Origin of the sequence: Methanobacterium aggregans (assembly GCF_017874455.1) — an archaeon.
In the GTDB taxonomy this organism is placed as follows: Archaea; Methanobacteriota; Methanobacteria; order Methanobacteriales; family Methanobacteriaceae; genus Methanobacterium_C; species Methanobacterium_C aggregans.
The window spans coordinates 185453-205129 of the sequence record NZ_JAGGLN010000002.1 but is presented as its reverse complement, the minus strand read 5'-3'; the positions used below and the strand labels follow the sequence as shown (position 1 = coordinate 205129).

Sequence of the window (19677 nt, the reverse complement as noted above, 5' to 3'; positions counted from 1 at the left end):
TTTGGTACTTGATTTGTAAAAAAGAGTGATTAAGATGCATAAAGTTGCAGATATTGAGATACAGCACGACATTATGGTTGCAAACAAAAAACTTGCAAAAAGAAACCAGAGAATATTTGATAAAGCAGATACATTTTCAATTGATGTTTTAGGAGCAATAGGCTCTGGAAAAACATCACTTCTTGAAATCCTGATCCAGAAAATGGACTACAAAATAGGTGTTATAGCAGGGGATGTTATAAGCAAGTTCGACGCAGGAAGAATTGAAAAATATGGAGCACCTGTTGTAGGGCTGAACACTGGTAAAGAATGCCACTTAGATGCCCATCTTGTGGAGCACGCCCTTGGAGACCTTCCACTTGAAGACATAGACTTGTTATTTATAGAGAACGTTGGAAACCTCATATGCCCCGTGGATTTCGACCTTGGGTCCCACATAAGAATGGTTGTTATAAGTGTCAGCGAGGGAGACGACACAGTTGAAAAACATCCCCTTATATTCAAGGATGCAGACATGGTTGTCATCAACAAGGTTGATATTGCAGATGCAGTTGGAGCAGACCAGGACAAAATGGTCAGTGATGTTAAAGAGCTAAACCCTGATGCAGTAGTTATAAAAAGTAGTCTAAAGACTGGTAAAGGGCTTGATGAAATCATTGGTACAATAGAAAAGTTCATGAAAGAATTGAAGGTTTAAGATTAGTTTTTTTTTAACTTAAATCTTTAAAGCTTTTAGAATTACAGTATTTTCAATGCCACCCATAAATAGCAAATAAATAAATCATTTAAAATATCTTTAAATCAATTAAAATAGATGGACTGGCCGGGATTTGAACCCGGGGCCTCCGCCATGCCAAGGCGACGCTCTACCGCCTGAGCTACCAGCCCGTATAATTGGATTTAACTTCGTGATATTTAAACTTAATGCTACTTCAAGTGTGCTATTTCATGTTCATGGAGGACTATCATGAAAAATATTAAAATAAGAAATTTGGAGGATGGAGATCTAACCCAAATTGCGGAACTTGCAGGAAAGTGCAGTCCAATGATAACAGAAAAAAATTCAGTGTATCACCTGTTCACAAAATTCTTTAAAAAAACATCATTCGTAGCTGAAGACCATGGAAAGGGAATAATGGGCTTTTTACTCGGATTTATTTCACAAGAAGATCTTAACGAAGCATACATTCACCTTTTATGTGTAAAACCCGGTTTTAAAAAGGAAGGTTTTGCTTCCTGCCTTCTTAAGAATTTATTTGAAGTTCTGAATGATGCTGGCTGCAGAAAAGTTTTTCTTGTAACAAATCCCAGAAACAAGGTTGCAATTTCATTTTACAAAAGTTTAGGTTTTACTGAGTACGAAACTGATCAAACAATGAACATCAATGGGCTGAAGGTTGCAAGGGATTACAACGGCCCTGGAAATCACAGGGTAGTTTTCTTCAAAATGGTTTAAGATCAATACTCCTTTAAGATTACTGAAAAGAATTTAGCTTATCCATAACTCGTATCCTCTTTGAATAATATCTTCAAATAATGTATAGAAGCTATACTTTTTACTAATCATCACACATAAAACACTTATAAATAAGAATTTCACTTTAAAATTATACTAAAATTTAAAAATAATAAAAAATAACTTTAATTAAGTCCAGAGGGATTTGGAGGAATAAAATGGCTTTAATCGCTCAAACTAATCTTCAATTCATATTGGAAGTGGCAATTTTTATACAAGTTGCAGTGATGCTACTTCTGAACATAGTACCAGTTTCATTGAGCCTAGTGCTCTTTTTCGCTTTGATTTTAGGTGTTGGTCTAACCATGCTTTTTGGTGCAGATGCACTTTTCCTTTTCTTACCTGGTATGACCCACCATGAATTCACACATCCCTATGGACCTTTAGCCCTTTTAGCGGTTATAACACTCCTCGCAGCATTACCAATGATGCAGGAAGTTGGAATAAAGGTTAGAAATCTTAAGGGATTTACGATACTTCTCATAGTTATCATAACTGTTGTGGGAGGATTAATGCACAGATCTTTCCTTCTACTGTGGTTTTTAGGATTGGTTATAGGTTTATTTGTAATCTCAAAATCCCTCAGGCAGAAATCTATTTTCACAGTAAAAAGGATAGTATTGGGGATTGCAGTTGTTTTAGCAGGTTTCGGATCCCTTGAACTCCTTTCAAGACTCCTTTCAATGCAGGTTTTGAGTCCTCTTCTCAGGATTGAAAGAATTCAAACCAACGCAATTTCAAGTGTTGAAATGGTTATAAAGAACACCACACTCTTCGGCCATGTACCAACATCAAGTTACTGGGGAGCAGAGGACATGGGGAGCTCCAGTGGATACATATCCCTACCAATATCCATGATAATGTTGTTCGGACTACCATTTCCTGTTTTCTTTGGTATACTCGTTACAAAAAAGGATGTAATAGATTACATGTTACCTGGGATATTTGGATTTGCATACGACTTTGGATACATAGTCATGATACTTCTGCTTGCATGGTGTGTTTTTGTAATGGTTTCAGGATTCAAGATACTGGAGGTCTACAGAGAAAAAAGGGAGAGGGGTAACAGAAACTATTTAGGAAGGGAAGCTCTTCTTATAGGTTCTTTAACTGCTTTTATATCCCAAGCACTTGTTGGATTATTCCTGATGAATCGTTCAATCAATGGAACCGCTCTTTTAACATTCATGTTCCTGAGTGCACTGGTGGTTGCACATGTACTTGTTGTTAAAAAAGATTGAGCATAAATTATGAGTTTAAAAATACAGAGGTTAATAAACTGAGTATAACAATAGTATGATAAGAATGGAGGATGAATCATGAAAAAAGCCCTTATATTGTTAGGATGTCCGGAAGCACCGTCACAAACTCCAATGGCAGTTTATTCGACCTATAAACTCCAGAAAATGGGATACGAAGTCACGGTTGCAAGCACGCCCTCTGCAATGAAGCTTCTGGAGGTTTCGGATCCAGAAGAACTGTACGTAAAGAACAAGATAGACATAGAATCCTGCCTTGAAAACCTTGAACCCGAACAGTACGATCTTCTCGTGGGATTTGTTCACAAGGATGCTGCAGTTTCCTACTTCGTAACCTTTTACCATATATTGAACACAGATTCAATTGCACTGGTATTTGAAAAGGACCATGAGCTTCTTGAAAAATTCCAGAAAGCAGTTTCAGAAAATACTGATGCTAAAATAATAGCTGTAAGGGCTTATCATAATCCAACACCCCTCAGAGTTAAATTCGATAGGGCTGTTAAGGAACTGGAGGAATAAAAATGACGTTCTGTCTTGAAACTTACCTGCAGGAATCAGAGGATTATAGAATACTGACTTCAAGATCTGGATTTAAAGACTGCGCTAAACTCATTGAAAAGGAAGCAGTCAAAGTTATTCACGTGAATCCTGGAGAAAAAATACTTGGTGCCCGTATAATTGGCCTTCCACCTGTACCAATAGGAATCGATGAAGAAAATAGTAGGGTCATGATTCCATACACCAAACCATGCCATGGGACAGCGGTTGTGGAAATTCCAATTGATGAAGAAGAGCTATCAAGGATCAAATTAGTTGCAGTGGATTGAAAAATGTTAACCACAGTTGTTGGAAGTTATCCAGCGTTACCAGAAGAACCATCATCCCTATCTCAAAAACTTTCGAGTTTTTTTGGAACCTACGACAGATACAAACCTGCAATAGAACTTGCTGTGCGGGATCAAATAGAAGCAGGAATTGATATCATATCTGATGGACAGGTAAGGGATGGGATGGTTGAGATCTTTGCAAAGGCCATTCCAGGAATGACTGTTGAAGGCAACACTCCCAAGATCGTTGGGAAAATTAAACCCTCCCCAGTATCCATATCTGCTGAAGACCTCAAATATGCAGTGAAGATTGCTGAAGGCATCTCCAAGGAATACAGCTCCAATCCCTGCAAAATCGAAGAGGGTGTTAAAGGAGTTAAAGGCATAATAACAGGTCCTTCAACCCTGGTTTTTTCATCCCTGCTTGAAGGATTTTACAAGAGCAAGGACAAAGCTGTAATTGATTTAGCGTATGCTTTAAAGAAGGAAGCAGAATTTTTAGAAAGAACAGGGGCAGTTTACATTCAGATCGATGAACCATTTCTTTCAACTGGACTGCCAGATATAAAAACTGCAAAAAAAGCTATTGAAATTATAACAAAGGATCTGAAGGTTCCAACAGCAATGCACGTCTGTGGAGATATAAGTGATGTTTTTGAGGAACTTTTAACATTTCCTGTTGACATAGTAGACTGTGAATTTGCAGGAATCCCTAAAAATATAAATGTTCTTGAAGAAGCAGCAAATAAAGGCCTCATCAAGGATAAGAAGATAGGATTTGGATGCATCGACACCAAGAAGAAGGAAGTTGAGGATCCCAAAAAGGTTTTAGAACTCATAAAAAAGGGCTTGGAAGCTCTTGGAAAAGATAACCTCATAATTGACCCTGACTGTGGAATGAAAATGCTTCCAAAAGAAGCTGCATTCTCAAAACTCAAAGCAATGACGGAGGCGGTAGGATGGCTATCCTAAAGAAGGTACCAACCATAAAGGAAGGGTGGAAAGCCCTTGTAAAAACTATAGTGAAGAAAGGTGCTGAGATAAATGATGAACGAGGTTCATTGACCAAGGAACTTTTAAACACAATGGTGATGGTTAAAAACCCCCTTGACACAGAACCCCCTGAAGGATACTTCTGGAGCGGTGAAAAACTTGATAAATATGCTGAACAGTTCATCTCTGATGACAGACAGGGATTCGTTTACACCTACGGCAACAGGTTAAGGGCACACTTCCAGGGTATAGATCAGATACAGGAAGCAATAAATAGACTTAAAAACTGCAAGGAATCAAGAAGGGCCATATCAATAACATGGGACCCTCCTACAGACACAGCAAATGATGAAGTGCCCTGCATGATACTCGTTGACTTCAAGATACGCGACGACAAGCTTCACACAACCGGACTGTGGAGATCACATGACATCTACGGGGCATGGTTCCCAAATGCAGTGGGACTCAGTCATCTGGCCCAGTACGCAGCAGACCAGATTGGGGTTGAGGTTGGAACACTCACCATCCACTCAATAAGTGCCCATATCTATGAAGTGAACTTCAAAGAGGCGGAAGAGGTTTAAATCTTAAAAATCAACTTTTTCAATTACTTTCACTCTACTTTTCATTTTAAATTTATTTTTAATCAATTTAAATTCTTAATAAAGGATTTTTAAGTTATATACTTGATTTTATTATTTTTAATTTTGAATCGTGTGACTTCGAAAAATAAAATAAAAAAACTTAAACATCTTGTTGGATTAAACTGAATTAAATTAAAAAATCAAACTGAATATTAAATTGAATTTAACTCTTCACTTTATTGAATGTTCAATTTATGAGGATGTTAAAATTTGAATTTATGAGGTGAAACAATGGTAAGTGTCAATCTTGAAGCAAAAAAAACATTGGATCAGATGATGGAGAATGCAGAGGAACTCAACGTAGCAGTTTCAAAACTCGATAACGGTGCAACAGTAATTGATTGTGGGGTGAACGTTGCAGGAAGCTTTAAAGCTGGAGAACTTTACACGAAGATCTGTCTCGGTGGACTGGCAGAGGTGGGAATATCCATACCCGGTGACCTTTCAGAGAACTTTGCAATACCTTCAGTTAAGATAAAAACAGATTTCCCTGCAATATCAACACTCGGAGCACAGAAAGCAGGATGGTCAGTCAGTGTAGGTGACTTCTTCGCACTTGGATCCGGACCTGCAAGGGCCCTTGCACTCAAACCTGCAGAAACCTACAAAGAAATAGGATACAAAGATGATGCAGACCTTGCAATATTAACACTCGAAGCTGATAAATTACCTGGAGCAGACGTAGCAGATTCAATAGCATCAGACTGTGGTGTTTCACCAGAAAACGTTTACCTCCTCGTTGCACCAACATCATCCCTTGTTGGTTCAATCCAGATAGCTGGAAGGGTAGTTGAAAACGGAACCTACAAGATGCTTGAATTCCTCAAATTCGACGTCACAAAGGTTAAACATGCAGCAGGTATAGCACCAATAGCACCAGTTGACCCAGATGGACTCAAGGCAATGGGTAAAACCAACGATGCAGTTCTATTCGGAGGTAGAACCTACTACTACGTAGAATCTGAAGAAGGAGATGACATAAAAGACGTTGCTGAAAAATTACCATCTGCATCCTCAGATGGATTTGGTAAACCATTCTACGATGTCTTCAAGGAAGCTGAATTTGACTTCTACAAAATAGACAAGGGAATGTTCGCACCTGCAGAAGTTGTTATAAACGACCTCAGAACTGGTGAAATGTTCCGTGCAGGAGCAGTGAACGTTGAACTTCTGAAGAAGTCATTTGGAATTTAAAATGGTTTAAATCAAGATTTAAATCATTAAATTAGTTTATTTTTTTCTTTTTTGATTGATTATTAATTTTTTTCAGATATTTTGATGTTATATCCTTTTATATCATAAAATAACTGTTTTTCATGTTTTTTTTATAGTGTTTAACCTTTTTCATGCTTTTGAATAATAAAATGAAATCCTTGAAACTTCTTTTGAAAGTTTAATAATAATTTTAAACGCTTTCCTTTAATTACGATACTCTTGAAATTCTTTTCTTTGTGAGTATGAGCACAACACACTGATAATATTTAGATAATTTTTTATAGTGAATCTAACCTATTAAAACAAGTATGTATATTAAAACTTAAAAGGAGGTGAAAAATGTGAACCAAAATATACATAAAAGGTTTCTTCTGTTTATAATCACATCCGTTTTTGTCTTAGCATGCTGTGGATCAGTTTCCGCTGCAAATCAGCCTGATTTAGAGATCAAAAATGTTACAGACAGCCAATACATTGGTAACGCTATTTACAACAATACTACTGCTCAAACCAAGATGGGTTTTGCTAACAACACCACTGCAGCAGTTTACAATATTAAAATTCAGAACAACGGAAACACAATGGATGGTTTTAACATAACGGCCACCACAACCGACGCTTCCTGGACAGTAAAGTACTTCGATGCACTCACCGGTGGAAACGATATAACTTCTAACATAACTGGTGATGGATGGATAGTGAGCTTAGCTTCTGGAGCTTCAAAGGAATTCATGGTTGAAGTAACCGCACCATCAGATTACACAGGTTACGTTAATAATGTGATCTTAACAGCAGTCTCTGTGAGCAACAGCACATTAACTGACAGTGTTGTGGCATCGACCATGGCAGTGTTAAGCTCAAACGAAACGCTCCCAGGGCTCAGTTACTCTGACATCGGGGATATAATCCTTGACGGTAACGATGATCATACAACAGGCGTGATAACACTACCTTTCAACATTAGTTACTACGGAAACACTTACAACAGCCTACGGGTTAACAACAACGGATACGTCCAGTTCACCACGGAATATCCAGACTCTACATATCAACCTGCAATACCAAACAATGCTGGTGTAATGTTAATAACACCCTTCTGGAACGATATCTACACTGATAACTCTAATAGTGGAAAGCTTCACTGTAAGATAACAGATGACATGGCAATCTTCACGTGGGATCATGTAATGAACATTGATGAAGATCCCTTCTACAACACGTTCCAGCTCATACTCACAAAGAGTGGCTTTGTAGGATTCTCCTACGGTGATCTACAGTGGGCAAATGATTCTGTAACTTCATCAGATCCTGATGGATCCCTTGCAGGTTTTAACTTTGGAAATAGCACCAGTTCAGTGATCTTCAAACAGTTCAACACAACTGCAGACATAAATGTTGTTGCAAACAAAACCTTCTGGTTTTACATGGCCGGCAATGCACCTGTTCAGGTACCTGCAGCAGATATCACAGTTTCCCAGAGCGTTGACAAAACATCAGCAAACCCTGGAAATAAGGTAACTTTTACGGTTACAGTGAAAAACAACGGTCCAGGAACAGCCACCAACGTTCAGATAAGGGATGTAATTCCTTCAGAACTTCTAAATGTTGTCATAACGCCTTCTGCAGGAACTTACAATTCTGCAACCGGCATATGGAGCATTGGAAACATGGAATCTGGAGCATCAGCGTTCCTAAGGATCACAGGGACCATAAAATCCAATGTGAACATAAACAACACGGCTTCAAGGATAGAAACTGGAACCTACTACGACGCAGTTATCTCAAATGATTTAGCATCATCAAGCGTAGTTGTTGTACAAGATCCTTCTAATGGTGTTGTAAACGCAGCAGAATCAGTTAAAACAGTTCCAATGCAAAAAACAGGAGTTCCACTCCAGTACATTGTAATGGCAGTTTTAATGGTTTTAGGTGGAGTTTTAGTTCCTAGAAAGAAATGATTAGTCTTAATCATTTCTATTTTTTATTTTTTTTACAGCTTTTATTTTTAGACCAACTTAAAATATTTTTCTTAATTAATTTCAATTATTAAGTTTAATCACTTCAAAATTTATTTTACATACCTATTTTATAAATTAAGTTCAAACAAAAAATAGATTTGATGATAAGAATTCTGACAGTAAAACAATGAGGATTTAATATTATATGGACTAATATTAATAATTTAACTTAAATTAACTTAAAAATACAATATTAATAAATTCAGGATTAACTAACATTAATTTTAAGGAAATCTTAAACTAAAATTTGAGAAGATATCATTTTTTAAAAAATATTCATTGAAATTCTGGTGATAAAATGAAAATAGGAATTTGTGACACTACATTTGCACGTTTTGATATGGCAAGTGCTGCCCTTGACCAGATAAAAGGACAGATCGGCAACATAAACTTCATACGGAGCACAGTGCCTGGTGTGAAGGACCTGCCTGTGGCATCCAAAAAACTCATAGAGGAGGAGGGCTGTGAACTGGTCATGGCATTTGGAATGCCTGGCCCTGAAAAAATGGACAAAGTATGTGCCCATGAAGCATCAACTGGCCTTATAAATGCACAGCTCATGACGAACACCCATATAATTGAGGTTTTTGTCCATGAAGATGAAGGATTGGATGATAAGGATCTTAAACAACTTGCAGAAAACCGTGCACGGGAACATGCAGACAACGTTGTTAAAATGCTCTTCAAACCAGATAAACTCCGCCGTGAAGCAGGAACTGGTATGAGGGAAGGAAGAGAGAACAAAGGAGCACTTTAATATCTCAAAACCTATTGAACTTTAAAAATTGGTTTTAATTTTCTTAAAAACTTTAAAAGAACCTCCGATTTATTTTTTTATTTTAATTCTTATTTTTAAAAATCATCGATTTAAAAGATTTAAAATTTAAAACTTCAAAGTTTTAAAGAGTTTAAATTATTAAAAAAAATATTTATGAACATTTTTGGGTTTATAAAACAGTTTTAAACCTTGATTTCACATAGTTAAGTTAAACTTATATTATCTGAAGATCATAAATTATGTTACATAAGATATTTTAGCTAAGATGTTTTTTGGAGGCTTTTAATGAAAGACGAAGTATTTTTTAGTAAAGGAATGAGCCATATTAAAGAGGACTACCCAGATCTTTACGACATCAGTGTTGCATTGAACGATGTCTGCTACACAGGAAAGGTTCTGGACTACAAAACACAGAAACTAATGGCCATAGCTATAACTGCAGCTTCTTCTGATGATAGAGCTATAAAGAAACAAATTTTAAGCGGTATGAAGGAGCTTAACATAACCAAGGATGAAATAATGGATGTTTTAAGGGTTGTGCTCCTAACAGCTGGAAAACCAGCATTTACAAAGGCTGTAAGAATACTGTACAAAGTAGCAGAATAATACGAATTAACCAACCATTTTCCTCTTTTTTTGAATTTCTTTTTGATCGGTCCGTTTAATTTAAATAATGGTTTTTCGAAATATAATGTACTGTTGGATTTGAAGGGTAAAGCTTTTTAAATAGAATTAACCAATAGTGATCATCGCTTATTTTGGTGATGTAAAAATATAATTTTAAGATCATTTTGATCAATTAAGATTGTATTCAACAATTGATGTCTTAAATGATATCAAACCTATTTTGGGACTTATAATCCCTGGATGTGGCGAAAGCTGAACAAAAGAGGTGTATTTAATGTACAAGTATATAAGAGATGCATGGAAAAACCCAGACGACTCCTACGTCAAGGAGTTAATGCATGAAAGAGCTCCAGTCTGGAGAAAAGAAAGTGTAATCAAGAGAATAGACAGACCTACCAGGATCGACAGAGCACGATCATTAGGCTACAAAGCCAAAAAAGGATATGTCGTTGCAAGAATTCGAGTCCGCAGAGGTGGAAGGCGAAAAACAAGATTCACAGCAGGTAGGAAGCCTAAAAGAATGGGTGTTAATAAAATAACCCCTAAAAAATCCATCAAAAGAATTGCAGAAGAAAGGGTTGCAAGAAAATACCCCAACCTTGAAGTTCTTAACTCATACTGGGTATGGGAAGATGGAAAATTCAAATTCTTCGAAGTAATTCTGGTTGACCCAAACAGCCCTTCAATCAAAAACGATCCAAAGATCAACTGGATCTGTGAGAAACAGCACACAAGCCGTGTGTTCAGAGGCCTTACAAGTGAGGGTAAAAAAACAAGGGGACTCCGAGTTAAAGGAAAAGGTTCAGAGAAGGCAAGGTAAGCAATGATCCATAACATCTCATACAGAGCATTTGTTTATGGAACAGAAAACCAGGAAAAAGTGGAAACTGCGATTAAAACCCTTTTTCCTTCTTCTTCACCCCAAAGTGAACTCACAGAGGGTTACTATAAAAATTCTGTTTTAATTTTAAGCGACAAGATCACAAGAAAAAGGGAAACCCGCGATTTTGTCCAGATTTTAAATGAACTATCTGATCCTGATAAAAAAAGGATTTTACATCAACTAGAAAACAAAATAGATAATAAAGGAAATCTATTTTTAAGATTTGACAAGCAAAGGGCGTACCTTGGAGATTTGAAGGTGGTGGAGCATGGTGATTCTATCCATGTTAAGGTTAAGATGGCTGCCTACCCTGCAAAAAAGGAGATCGCACTGAAGCTTGCAAGGGAAATGTTTGATGTTTAACATTTTTTTGCCTTAAAAATCATTTAACTTCAAAAACCCTAAAGGAATCCTTAAAGATCTTAAACGATCATCTGTTGAAAGAAGTCTGCAGAAAACCTTTTATTGGAGTTAAGTACCAATGAAAGTTGATCAAATTCCTTAAATCTTTGATTAAACTGCTTTAAAAATAATCATTCCAGAATGTACATAAAAAAAATGCTTGGTGAACAATATGTTTTTCGATTTTCACTTCCATGGTGGTAAAAAACTCATTATGGAAGCAGAGAGATTAGGTTATTCTGGAGTAGCGGTTGTCAAATATTTGGATGATTATGACAAGGATTTTCTAAACCATATTCAAGAGTTAAAGGAAGAATTTGGTGGAGAACAGTTAGATGAAGCCTCTTCAGAGAAAGGCTCCAGTAAACATTTCCATGATTCAGGGCATCTGCATGGGAATGAGAACTCCAGAAACCATAGTTTCAGGATCTACAGTGGTGTTGAAATCACTGCAAAAAACCCTGAAGCCCTTAAAAGAAAGGTTCAAAAGTTTCGCAAAAGTGCAGATGTTGTTATTGTTCAGGGAGGAGATCTGAAGATAAACCGGGCTGCATGTGAAGATCCACGTATTGATGTGTTATCCCAACCCTACAAGAATCGGAGGGACAGTGGAATGAACCAGGTACTTGCAAAAAAAGCTGCAGAAAACAGTGTTGCAGTTGAGCTAAACCTCAAATATCTTCTCCGAACAAATCCTAAAAATCGGTACAGAGTTTTAAATCAATTCCGCCAGATCGTGAAGCTTCAAAGAAAGTTCAATTTTCCACTTCTAACCACATGTGCTGCAGGATCTATTTACGACCTCAGAACTCCCCAGGATGTAACTGCACTTTCAAGATGTTTTGGGCTGACGAAGGAAGAGGCAATTGAAACACTATCTAAAACTCCCATGGAAATAATAAAACGGGGAGAACTGAGAAGCAGTGTTATTGTCAATGGTGTTAGAACTATTACTACCTGATCATCGATCTATCTTATAAAACCTCAAGAATTAAGAACCTTTAAAATTATTATTATTATCACTATCTTATCTTCATATTATCATTCCATAATCATCAATCCATGATTGACTTATAATTATCAGTACAATCATGTTAATATTCATTAAAAATAAAAATACAACTATTCAGATTATAATCAAAGTAAAATATCATAGAAATTGTATTAATTCAGATAAATAAACTAAATAATTCCATGTTAAATAAAGTTATGCTGCAGATGATTTAGATGAAGCTTAAAATACTCCCACCAACCCTTCGTGTAAAGAAGAGGTACGTTGCATTTGAGGTGATATCCCAAGCCCCACTGAAGCGTGATGATGTGATATTCCTTATTGGTGAAGCTTCACAGGACCTTTACGGGGCTTGCGGTACTAGCCGCTTTGATTTATGGATAGTTAAACTATGGAAATGTCACTCCAATCCCAATGAAACTGTTATGAAGGGAATTTTCCGATGTAATCGTGATGAACTAGAATCTGTTATGGGGATAATTCCAACAATAACCAGATTCCGGGGTCGAAGAATTGTGTTTCACACCCTGGGAATTTCAGGGACCATTAAATCTGCAATAAAAAAGTTTATTAAACCATGAAAATAAGATGAATAAATAGTTTGGATTAAGATTCAAAATATTTTATATAAAATGGTTTATAAATAGACGGTCTGATGATATAAATGTGGTAATAAATTTAGATCTCCTCCGTCAATCATCCCTAAGTCCATATAGTGGATATGACTTGGATGGAAAAAATAAAAAATGGATGAGATTTAGATTTAAATGTCACAGTTCAGATTGAATTTCATTTCTTATTTGAGAAAAAGATAGAGAGGTATTATATATGCAACCGTTTCCAGGAGCAGGATATGATAGGGCTATAACAGTATTTAGTCCAGATGGAAGGCTATTTCAGGTTGAATATGCAAGAGAAGCTGTAAAAAGAGGTACAACTTCATTAGGTGTAAAATCAAGCGAGGGAATCGTACTCGTGGTTGATAAAAGGCCAACAAGTAAACTTGTGGAACCTAAATCTATAGAAAAAATATTCCAGATAGACGACCACATAGGAGCTGCAACCTCTGGATTGGTGGCAGATGCAAGATCCCTCATTGAAAAAGCCAGGATGGAATCACAGATCAACAAGATAACCTACAACGAACCCATAAGAGTTGAAGGCCTTGCAAAGAAAATATGCGACATGAAACAGATGTACACCCAGCACGGAGGGGTCAGACCATTCGGTTCAGCCCTTATAATAGGTGGAGTTAACGATTCAGGATGCAGACTCTTTGAAACAGATCCAAGCGGTGCTTTAATTGAATACAAGGCAACTGCAATTGGTGCTGGAAGGCAGGTGGCAATGGATGAATTTGAGAAAAAGTATCATGAAGATATAAAACTCAATGAAGCCATTGAACTGGCATTAGATGCTGTGTATGAGGCAACTGAAGGCAAAACAACCCCAGAAAGCGTTGAAATTGCACTCATTGAAGCCAAAGACAAAAAATTCAAAAAAATCTCAGACGATGAAATAGCAGAACACGTTGAAGAACTCCTCATCCGAAAATCTAAGGAAGAAGAAGAGGAATAAACTATGGTTACCCTTGAAGATGCAGTTATAGCCCGTTTGGAGTACTATGGGGAACACTTCGAGATCCTTGTAGATCCAGATCTTGCATCGGACTTTAAAAAAGGCGAAGAAATAAAAATCGAAGAGATACTTGCAGTTGAGGAAATATTTAAAGATGCACATAAGGGGGATAAAGCCTCTGAAGAAGCCATGATGAAGGCCTTCAGCACAATTGATCCTCTAGAAGCTGCTGCAACCATAATAAAAAAGGGACAGGTCCAGTTAACTGCCCAGCAGCGTAAGGAAATGCAGGAAGAAAAGCGAAAGATGATCGTTGCAACCATCACACGCGAATCAATAAACCCCCAGACAAAACTTCCACATCCTGCAAGAAGGATCGAAATAGCCATGGATGAGTGCAGGATCCATGTTGATCCATTTAAAAGCGTTGATGAACAGGTTAAAACAGTTCTCAAAGCCATACGAACCAAAATACCCATAAGATTTGAGAAGGTGAAGGTTGCGGTGAGGATACCTGGAGACTTCACAGGAAAAGCCTATGGAGCAGTATCTGAATTTGGTACCATAAAAAAGGAAGAATGGCAGCAGGATGGTTCATGGGTTGCAGTTATCGAAATACCTGGGGGCTTGCAAGACAGTTTTTACACGAAGCTGAGCGAACTTACAAGGGGACAAGTGGAAACAAAACTGATTAAATAATGATAAGTTGTTAGATGATCCGTCCTCTAATTAATCTTATTTTTTTAGACAGTCCACGTAAAGGAGGCAGAATGTGATATTTGTAGATGATAAGGAAATAGTAATTCCAGGTGACGTTCTGGCAGACGAGGAATATCATTCAGGAAGAGGGACTTTCAGGGAAGATAATAATATATGCTCCGCCCTTGTAGGTCTTGTGGCCATAAGAGACAAAAAAATAAGTGTAATACCCTTACAGAGTAAATACATTCCAAAGAGGGGAGATGTTGTTATTGGGGAAATCACAGACATAAGATTTTCCATGTGGAATCTGGATATAAATTCTCCCTACTCTGGATTTTTACCAGCTTCAGATGTTTTTGGAAAGGAGAAAAGGGAACTTAACAAAACCTTTGATGTTGGAGATGTTCTCTTTTTAAGGGTAGTGGATGTTGATGAGGTTAAAAAAGTTAAACTGGGTCTTAAAGGACGAGGACTTGGAAAATTCCGTGGTGGAATTCTTATAAACATCACACCAACCAAGGTGCCACGGCTCATAGGTAAAAAAGGTTCCATGATAAACATGATAAAGGACGAAACCCACTGTGATGTTGTTGTAGGACAGAACGGAGTTGTATGGGTTAAAGGGGAACCTTCCATGGAACGTGTTGCTGAGAAAGTTATAAAGATGATTGAGGAACAGGCTCACACCTCTGGATTGACAGATAGGGTGAGGGAAATGCTTTCAGAACTTCTAGGTAACGAGACAGTTTCAGAAGATGATGAAACTTCTGAGGATGAAGAAAAAAGTTTTGAAGTAGATGAAAAAACTTCAGAATATGAGGGTACGAGTTCCAAAGAAGAAGATACTCCTGAAGAGGAAGAAGAAAATGGAGAGGAATTAATCCAGTAAAAAGGGGTGATTATTATTATAACAGATAGTAATTTAAGCACAGGTACAGAAGCCAGTGCAAGGGCTGATGGAAGAGCTTTCAATGAATTAAGACCATTCAAAATAGAGGCAGGAGTACTTGAAAGGGCTGATGGTTCTGCATATCTTGAAATTGGGGGTAACAAGGTACTTGTGGCTGTATATGGGCCAAGAGAACTTCATGTGAGAAGATTGATGCAGCCAAACAAGGCAGTTTTAAGATGCAGATACAACATGGCACCATTTTCAGTGGATGATCGTAAAAGGCCAGGGCCTGACCGAAGATCAACTGAAATATCCAAGATAACATCTGAAGCACTTATACCCTCTGTTTTCCTGGAAAAGTTTCCAAGATCAACTATAGACGTTTTCATTGAAGTAATAGAGGCTGAGGGAGGAACAAGATGTGCTGGAATAACAGCAGCATCAGTTGCACTTGCAGATGCAGGAATACCTATGAGGGACATGGTTGTGGCATGTGCAGCAGGAAAATCCAACGGTCAGGTTGTACTGGATCTTTCAGAAGTTGAGGATAAAGAAGGTGAGGCTGACCTTCCAATAGCCATGATGCCAAGAACAGGTGAAATAACACTTCTTCAAATGGATGGCCACCTCACAGCTGATGAATTTGAAAAGGCCATGGATCTCGCAATGGACGGATGCAAGAAATTAGGCGAGGCACAGAAAAAAGCCATAATAAACAGGTATGGTGAGTAATATGGTTACTATAATTCCTGAAATAATAAAGGAAAGTGTGACGAATCTTGTTAAAGAGGGAGAAAGGACAGACGGAAGAAAATTTGATGAATACCGTGAAATATCCCTTGAAACAGGTATCATCACTAAAGCAGAGGGTTCTGCAAGGGTTAAAATAGGAAAAACCCAGATAGTGGTTGGTGCAAAAACTCAGATAGCAGAACCATTCTCAGACACGCCTGGAAAAGGAGTTCTGATGACTAACTCTGAGCTACTACCAATGGCAGCACCAAACTTTGAACCAGGGCCACCAGATGAACGTTCTGTTGAACTTGCAAGGGTTACAGACCGGTGCATAAGGGAAGGAAAAGTTGTTGACCTTGAAAAGCTCTGCATAATTGAAGGTAAGAAGGTTTGGATGATATTTTTGGACCTTCATATAATTGACTACGATGGCAACCTAATGGATGCAGCAGTTCTCGGAAGTGTTGCAGCACTCCTCAACACGAAAATGCCAGAAGCAAGAGTTGAAGATGGTGAAGTAGTTTTAGATACTGAAAACATGGTTCCATTACCTATCAATGAAAAAGCTTTGATGTGCACATTTGCAAAAATAGGTGATGAACTATTGGTCGATCCATCACTTGAAGAGGAAGAAATAATGGATGCCCGTATTTCAATTGGGATAAGGGCTGACGGCAGTATATGTGCAATGCAGAAAGGTGAACAAAAACCTTTCAAGAGAGAAGAAGTCCTAAAGGCAGTGTCCATTGCAAAGGAAAAAACTGCTGAGCTTAGAAATTATCTGGATTAAAAATCCAGATCAATCTTTTAATGATCGATGTTTATTTAAGGTATAGGTTGATATTATAATGTTCAACAACAGTTTTAATAACTCCGGATACCAATATTTAAGATAATTCTAATCTTCAATTTTTAATGAAGTATTAATCACATTAGAATATTTACTAAACTATTAAAAAAATATGTTGATCAAAGCCCGTTCTCATTGCAGTGATCAGGGCGATTCATCAAAAATTCAAAAAATCAAATTTAAAGGTGATAAAAAATGGCAAGAACGAAAAAAGTAGGAATAACCGGAAGATTCGGTGCAAGATACGGAAGGAAAGCGAAAAGATCCGTTAAATTAGTAGAAGAAAACATGAAAAAGGATCATGTTTGCCCTCAATGTGATAGGCCTGGTGTAAAAAGGGTTTCAGCAGGAATATGGAAATGCAGAAAATGCGGCGCAGTATTCACTGGCGGAGCATACCTTCCATCAACTCCAATGGGAAGAACAGCTACCAGGAACATAAAGAGGATAATTGGAGGTTTATAATTGTATAAATGCGGAAAATGTGGTACTTTAGTAGATATTAAGGGATACACAGAGTCCAAATGTCCTAGTTGCAGGTACAGGATACTCTTCAAAGTAATACCTCCTGTAAAAAGGACAGTAAAAGCAAGATAATCCTTGAACATAGTTTTTTGACTATTTTCAATAACGAACCTGAAAAGGGTATCTAATGTTAATAACCACATCTAGGAAGCCTTCTCAAAGAACAAGATCCTTCTGCAAAAGTTTAGACAGAGTCATAAACTCTGAATATGTTAACAGGGGGAAGATGAGCCTCCGTGATGTTTTGTTGAAATCTTCGCAACTGGGATTTGACAAAACTGCACTAATCTCAGAAACCAAGGGTAACCCTTCTAAGATAGATTTTTACAATGAAAAGGGCGATATTGTCCTTTCTATGGATGTTACAGTATCCATCACAAATTCCAAGGGTAGGCTGAAGACCAGTGAACTCTCCATGAAGTCTGAGATGGATACATTGAACATTTTGGGGGAATTATTAGGTATCCCAAAATGCAGGGACATCCTAAAGCAGGAAAATATTCTAGTTCTTAAGGAAGGAGACAATGAAAGAAGGGCTTTACTGGAATTTTATGATTCTAAAGGAGTAATAACGGGCCCTAAGATATACATCAAGGATTGGAGAATATTCCATGATTAAACACATACGAACTGGGAGATGGAACTGTGGAAGTCCTTGAAGGTGTTGAAACAGAACTTGAAATGGAATTTGACACCCCTGAGGATGCAGAGATAATATTGAAATCAATAGAACCTGAAATTCACACATCTCCATCAGACAGGGCATCTGTAAGTGTTCATCTTGCAGGCAGCACCATAAGGATCAAGGTAGATGCAGAGGATGCAACTTCATTACGTGCTTCCCTCAACTCTTACTTGAGATGGACGAAGCTGTCTTACGAAATTCTAGAACTTAGAAAATACATCAAAACCAAATAGGCCTATTTTATGATAAATTAATTGTGTACTGAATCAGGCATGATTAACCATAAAATCAAGAATTAAATAAAATTAAATAAAATTAAATAAAATTAAAAAAGATTTAAGATAATTTTTCTTATGAGGTGATATAAAATGGAACTTCCACAAAACATCCAGCATCAAATAGCTCAATTCCAGCAGGTGCAGCAGCAGGCACAGGCAATTTCAATGCAGAAACAGACTGTTGAACTCCAAATAAAGGAAACTCAGAAAGCACTTGACGAATTGAAAAAGGTTGAAGATGAAGGGGATGTATACAAAACTGCAGGAAATCTTCTTGTAAAAGTTAAAAAGGATGAAATAACTGCAGAACTTGAAGAAAAAGTTGAGACACTTGAACTTCGAGAGAAAACCGTGAAACGTCAGGAAGAACGTATCATGAACAAACTCCAGGAAATGCAGGCATCTCTTCAGGAAGCCATGCAGGGCGCAGGAATTTCCTAAATCCCCTTCTAAATCTATAAGGAGTTATATTAATTGAATAAACTCAAAAGGTTGAGCAGTGAAGATCTGGATACCATCTCAGAATTCACAGCTTCAGCCGCAGAAAACTTTATTTTTAAAAAGGTATCTAGAAAAGAGGTTCTGGACTTCAACGTAGATGTTAAAATGGATTATGAAGAGGAGTTAAATGTTGAGGTTGAGGTTCACATAGTTTTTGATGATCTCTCAGATGCTGGTGATGAAATAGCAGGGGAAGCTGTTGATCATGCACTCAATGAACTCGGTAAATTTCTGGATGATAACTACAGAACCTGAAATACAAGGTTGAAACACATCCAAAAACACCTCTAAAATTCAGTTTTTTTTATTTACCCCCCATTATTACAAAGCTGTGGCTTAACAAACAATTAGTAATACTTTTTATTATAAAAGTATTTATACTATGCGTTACAATCATTCTTTAGGTTGTTCATGCTAAGAATTATAGGACTTCCTCAGCCAGATGGAAGTAAAATTTTACCTCTACATGGATTCAACCTGCTTGGTTTATAGAGTATCCAGAAAACCATATTTCGCTCAAATGTTTCCTTCTTTGGATACTCTATAAAATAAAATCAAGCTTAAAAGAACCCAGTATGAAATCCAGATAATTTGATGCTAACGTTTTTCATGTTTTGGAGTTTAATTCTTTTTTATAGTTTAATGTATAATTAATATTGTGACTTGTTTCAGTAATCAGATCTAATGTTTTTGTTAGCATATTAAAAGTTCAGTTCATTGACATTTCGATAATAAATCCATCAATTAAATCACT

At 37.2% G+C, this 19677-nt stretch carries 26 protein-coding genes and 1 tRNA gene; 26 read left to right on the top strand and 1 reads right to left on the bottom strand.

Features of this window, described 5'->3' with window-relative positions:
- The first annotated feature begins 34 nt into the window (after positions 1-34).
- On the top strand, positions 35-697 hold the full coding sequence (gene hypB / locus J2756_RS03755) for a hydrogenase nickel incorporation protein HypB (protein WP_209582736.1): 663 nt from the start codon (positions 35-37) through the stop codon (positions 695-697).
- 118 nt (positions 698-815) lie between these two features.
- On the opposite strand, the gene J2756_RS03750 is transcribed toward hypB, so the two are convergent.
- Positions 816-888: transfer RNA gene (locus J2756_RS03750), tRNA-Ala, on the bottom strand.
- A 79-nt stretch (positions 889-967) separates the two neighbouring features.
- Between J2756_RS03750 and J2756_RS03745 the strand changes: the two genes are divergently transcribed.
- The 25 genes from J2756_RS03745 (at position 968) to J2756_RS03625 (ending at position 19178) form a co-directional block, all read left to right on the top strand.
- Positions 968-1456 carry a GNAT family N-acetyltransferase gene (locus J2756_RS03745; protein WP_209582734.1) on the top strand — a complete coding sequence of 163 codons (489 nt, stop codon included), beginning with the start codon at positions 968-970 and terminating at the stop codon, positions 1454-1456.
- A 218-nt stretch (positions 1457-1674) separates the two neighbouring features.
- Positions 1675-2757 carry a hypothetical protein gene (locus tag J2756_RS03740; RefSeq protein ID WP_209582731.1) on the top strand — a complete coding sequence of 361 codons (1083 nt, stop codon included), beginning with the start codon at positions 1675-1677 and terminating at the stop codon, positions 2755-2757.
- Positions 2758-2835: 78 nt separating this feature from the next.
- Positions 2836-3297 carry a DUF1890 domain-containing protein gene (locus J2756_RS03735; RefSeq protein WP_209582730.1) on the top strand — a complete coding sequence of 154 codons (462 nt, stop codon included), beginning with the start codon at positions 2836-2838 and terminating at the stop codon, positions 3295-3297.
- Between the two features lie 2 nt (positions 3298-3299).
- Positions 3300-3605 (top strand): DUF1894 domain-containing protein, encoded by a 306-nt coding sequence (locus J2756_RS03730; RefSeq protein WP_209582728.1) that lies wholly within the window; start codon positions 3300-3302, stop codon positions 3603-3605.
- Between the two features lie 3 nt (positions 3606-3608).
- Positions 3609-4577: a methionine synthase gene (locus tag J2756_RS03725; protein ID WP_209582726.1), complete on the top strand. Its 969-nt coding sequence runs from the start codon at positions 3609-3611 to the stop codon at positions 4575-4577.
- The gene (locus J2756_RS03720) at positions 4565-5182 is read left to right on the top strand and encodes a thymidylate synthase (RefSeq protein ID WP_209582724.1); all 618 of its coding nucleotides are present in this window, start codon (positions 4565-4567) and stop codon (positions 5180-5182) included. The genes J2756_RS03725 and J2756_RS03720 overlap by 13 nt, the downstream gene beginning before the upstream one ends.
- 291 nt (positions 5183-5473) lie before the next feature.
- Positions 5474-6436 (top strand): methenyltetrahydromethanopterin cyclohydrolase, encoded by a 963-nt coding sequence (gene mch, locus J2756_RS03715; RefSeq protein ID WP_209582722.1) that lies wholly within the window; start codon positions 5474-5476, stop codon positions 6434-6436.
- Positions 6437-6798: 362 nt separating this feature from the next.
- Complete coding sequence (locus J2756_RS11690; protein ID WP_209582720.1) at positions 6799-8415, top strand: DUF11 domain-containing protein; 1617 nt, start codon at positions 6799-6801, stop codon at positions 8413-8415.
- Between the two features lie 358 nt (positions 8416-8773).
- On the top strand, positions 8774-9232 hold the full coding sequence (gene ribC / locus J2756_RS03705; RefSeq protein WP_209582718.1) for a riboflavin synthase: 459 nt from the start codon (positions 8774-8776) through the stop codon (positions 9230-9232).
- 306 nt (positions 9233-9538) lie between these two features.
- The gene (locus tag J2756_RS03700) at positions 9539-9859 is read left to right on the top strand and encodes a carboxymuconolactone decarboxylase family protein (RefSeq protein ID WP_209582716.1); all 321 of its coding nucleotides are present in this window, start codon (positions 9539-9541) and stop codon (positions 9857-9859) included.
- 295 nt (positions 9860-10154) lie between these two features.
- Positions 10155-10700, top strand: a complete 546-nt coding sequence (locus tag J2756_RS03695; protein WP_209582714.1) for a 50S ribosomal protein L15e — start codon at positions 10155-10157, stop codon at positions 10698-10700.
- A gap of 3 nt (positions 10701-10703) precedes the next feature.
- Positions 10704-11126 carry an RNA-binding protein gene (locus tag J2756_RS03690; RefSeq protein ID WP_209582712.1) on the top strand — a complete coding sequence of 141 codons (423 nt, stop codon included), beginning with the start codon at positions 10704-10706 and terminating at the stop codon, positions 11124-11126.
- Positions 11127-11337: 211 nt separating this feature from the next.
- On the top strand, positions 11338-12126 hold the full coding sequence (rnp3, locus tag J2756_RS03685) for a ribonuclease P protein component 3 (protein ID WP_209582710.1): 789 nt from the start codon (positions 11338-11340) through the stop codon (positions 12124-12126).
- A 266-nt stretch (positions 12127-12392) separates the two neighbouring features.
- The gene (locus J2756_RS03680) at positions 12393-12758 is read left to right on the top strand and encodes an Rpp14/Pop5 family protein (RefSeq protein WP_209582708.1); all 366 of its coding nucleotides are present in this window, start codon (positions 12393-12395) and stop codon (positions 12756-12758) included.
- A gap of 247 nt (positions 12759-13005) precedes the next feature.
- Entirely contained in the window at positions 13006-13755 is a 750-nt protein-coding gene (gene psmA / locus J2756_RS03675) for an archaeal proteasome endopeptidase complex subunit alpha (protein WP_209582706.1), read from the top strand.
- 3 nt (positions 13756-13758) lie between these two features.
- Positions 13759-14454 (top strand): ribosome assembly factor SBDS, encoded by a 696-nt coding sequence (locus J2756_RS03670; protein WP_209582704.1) that lies wholly within the window; start codon positions 13759-13761, stop codon positions 14452-14454.
- A 73-nt stretch (positions 14455-14527) separates the two neighbouring features.
- Positions 14528-15346, top strand: coding sequence for an exosome complex RNA-binding protein Rrp4 (gene rrp4, locus J2756_RS03665; RefSeq protein WP_209582701.1), 819 nt, complete (start codon positions 14528-14530; stop codon positions 15344-15346).
- A 6-nt stretch (positions 15347-15352) separates the two neighbouring features.
- Entirely contained in the window at positions 15353-16081 is a 729-nt protein-coding gene (gene rrp41 / locus J2756_RS03660; protein ID WP_209582693.1) for an exosome complex exonuclease Rrp41, read from the top strand.
- Between the two features lies 1 nt (position 16082).
- Positions 16083-16874 (top strand): exosome complex protein Rrp42, encoded by a 792-nt coding sequence (gene rrp42 / locus J2756_RS03655; RefSeq protein WP_209582691.1) that lies wholly within the window; start codon positions 16083-16085, stop codon positions 16872-16874.
- Between the two features lie 255 nt (positions 16875-17129).
- Positions 17130-17399, top strand: coding sequence for a 50S ribosomal protein L37Ae (gene rpl37A, locus J2756_RS03650; RefSeq protein WP_209582689.1), 270 nt, complete (start codon positions 17130-17132; stop codon positions 17397-17399).
- Positions 17400-17531, top strand: a complete 132-nt coding sequence (locus J2756_RS03645; protein ID WP_209582687.1) for a DNA-directed RNA polymerase subunit P — start codon at positions 17400-17402, stop codon at positions 17529-17531.
- A 55-nt stretch (positions 17532-17586) separates the two neighbouring features.
- Positions 17587-18078, top strand: coding sequence for a Brix domain-containing protein (locus J2756_RS03640; RefSeq protein ID WP_209582686.1), 492 nt, complete (start codon positions 17587-17589; stop codon positions 18076-18078).
- Between the two features lie 26 nt (positions 18079-18104).
- Positions 18105-18377: a KEOPS complex subunit Pcc1 gene (locus J2756_RS03635; RefSeq protein ID WP_209582685.1), complete on the top strand. Its 273-nt coding sequence runs from the start codon at positions 18105-18107 to the stop codon at positions 18375-18377.
- Positions 18378-18512: 135 nt separating this feature from the next.
- Positions 18513-18863 (top strand): prefoldin subunit beta, encoded by a 351-nt coding sequence (locus J2756_RS03630; RefSeq protein WP_209582683.1) that lies wholly within the window; start codon positions 18513-18515, stop codon positions 18861-18863.
- Between the two features lie 33 nt (positions 18864-18896).
- Positions 18897-19178: a DUF3194 domain-containing protein gene (locus J2756_RS03625; protein WP_209582681.1), complete on the top strand. Its 282-nt coding sequence runs from the start codon at positions 18897-18899 to the stop codon at positions 19176-19178.
- Positions 19179-19677 lie beyond the last annotated feature (499 nt).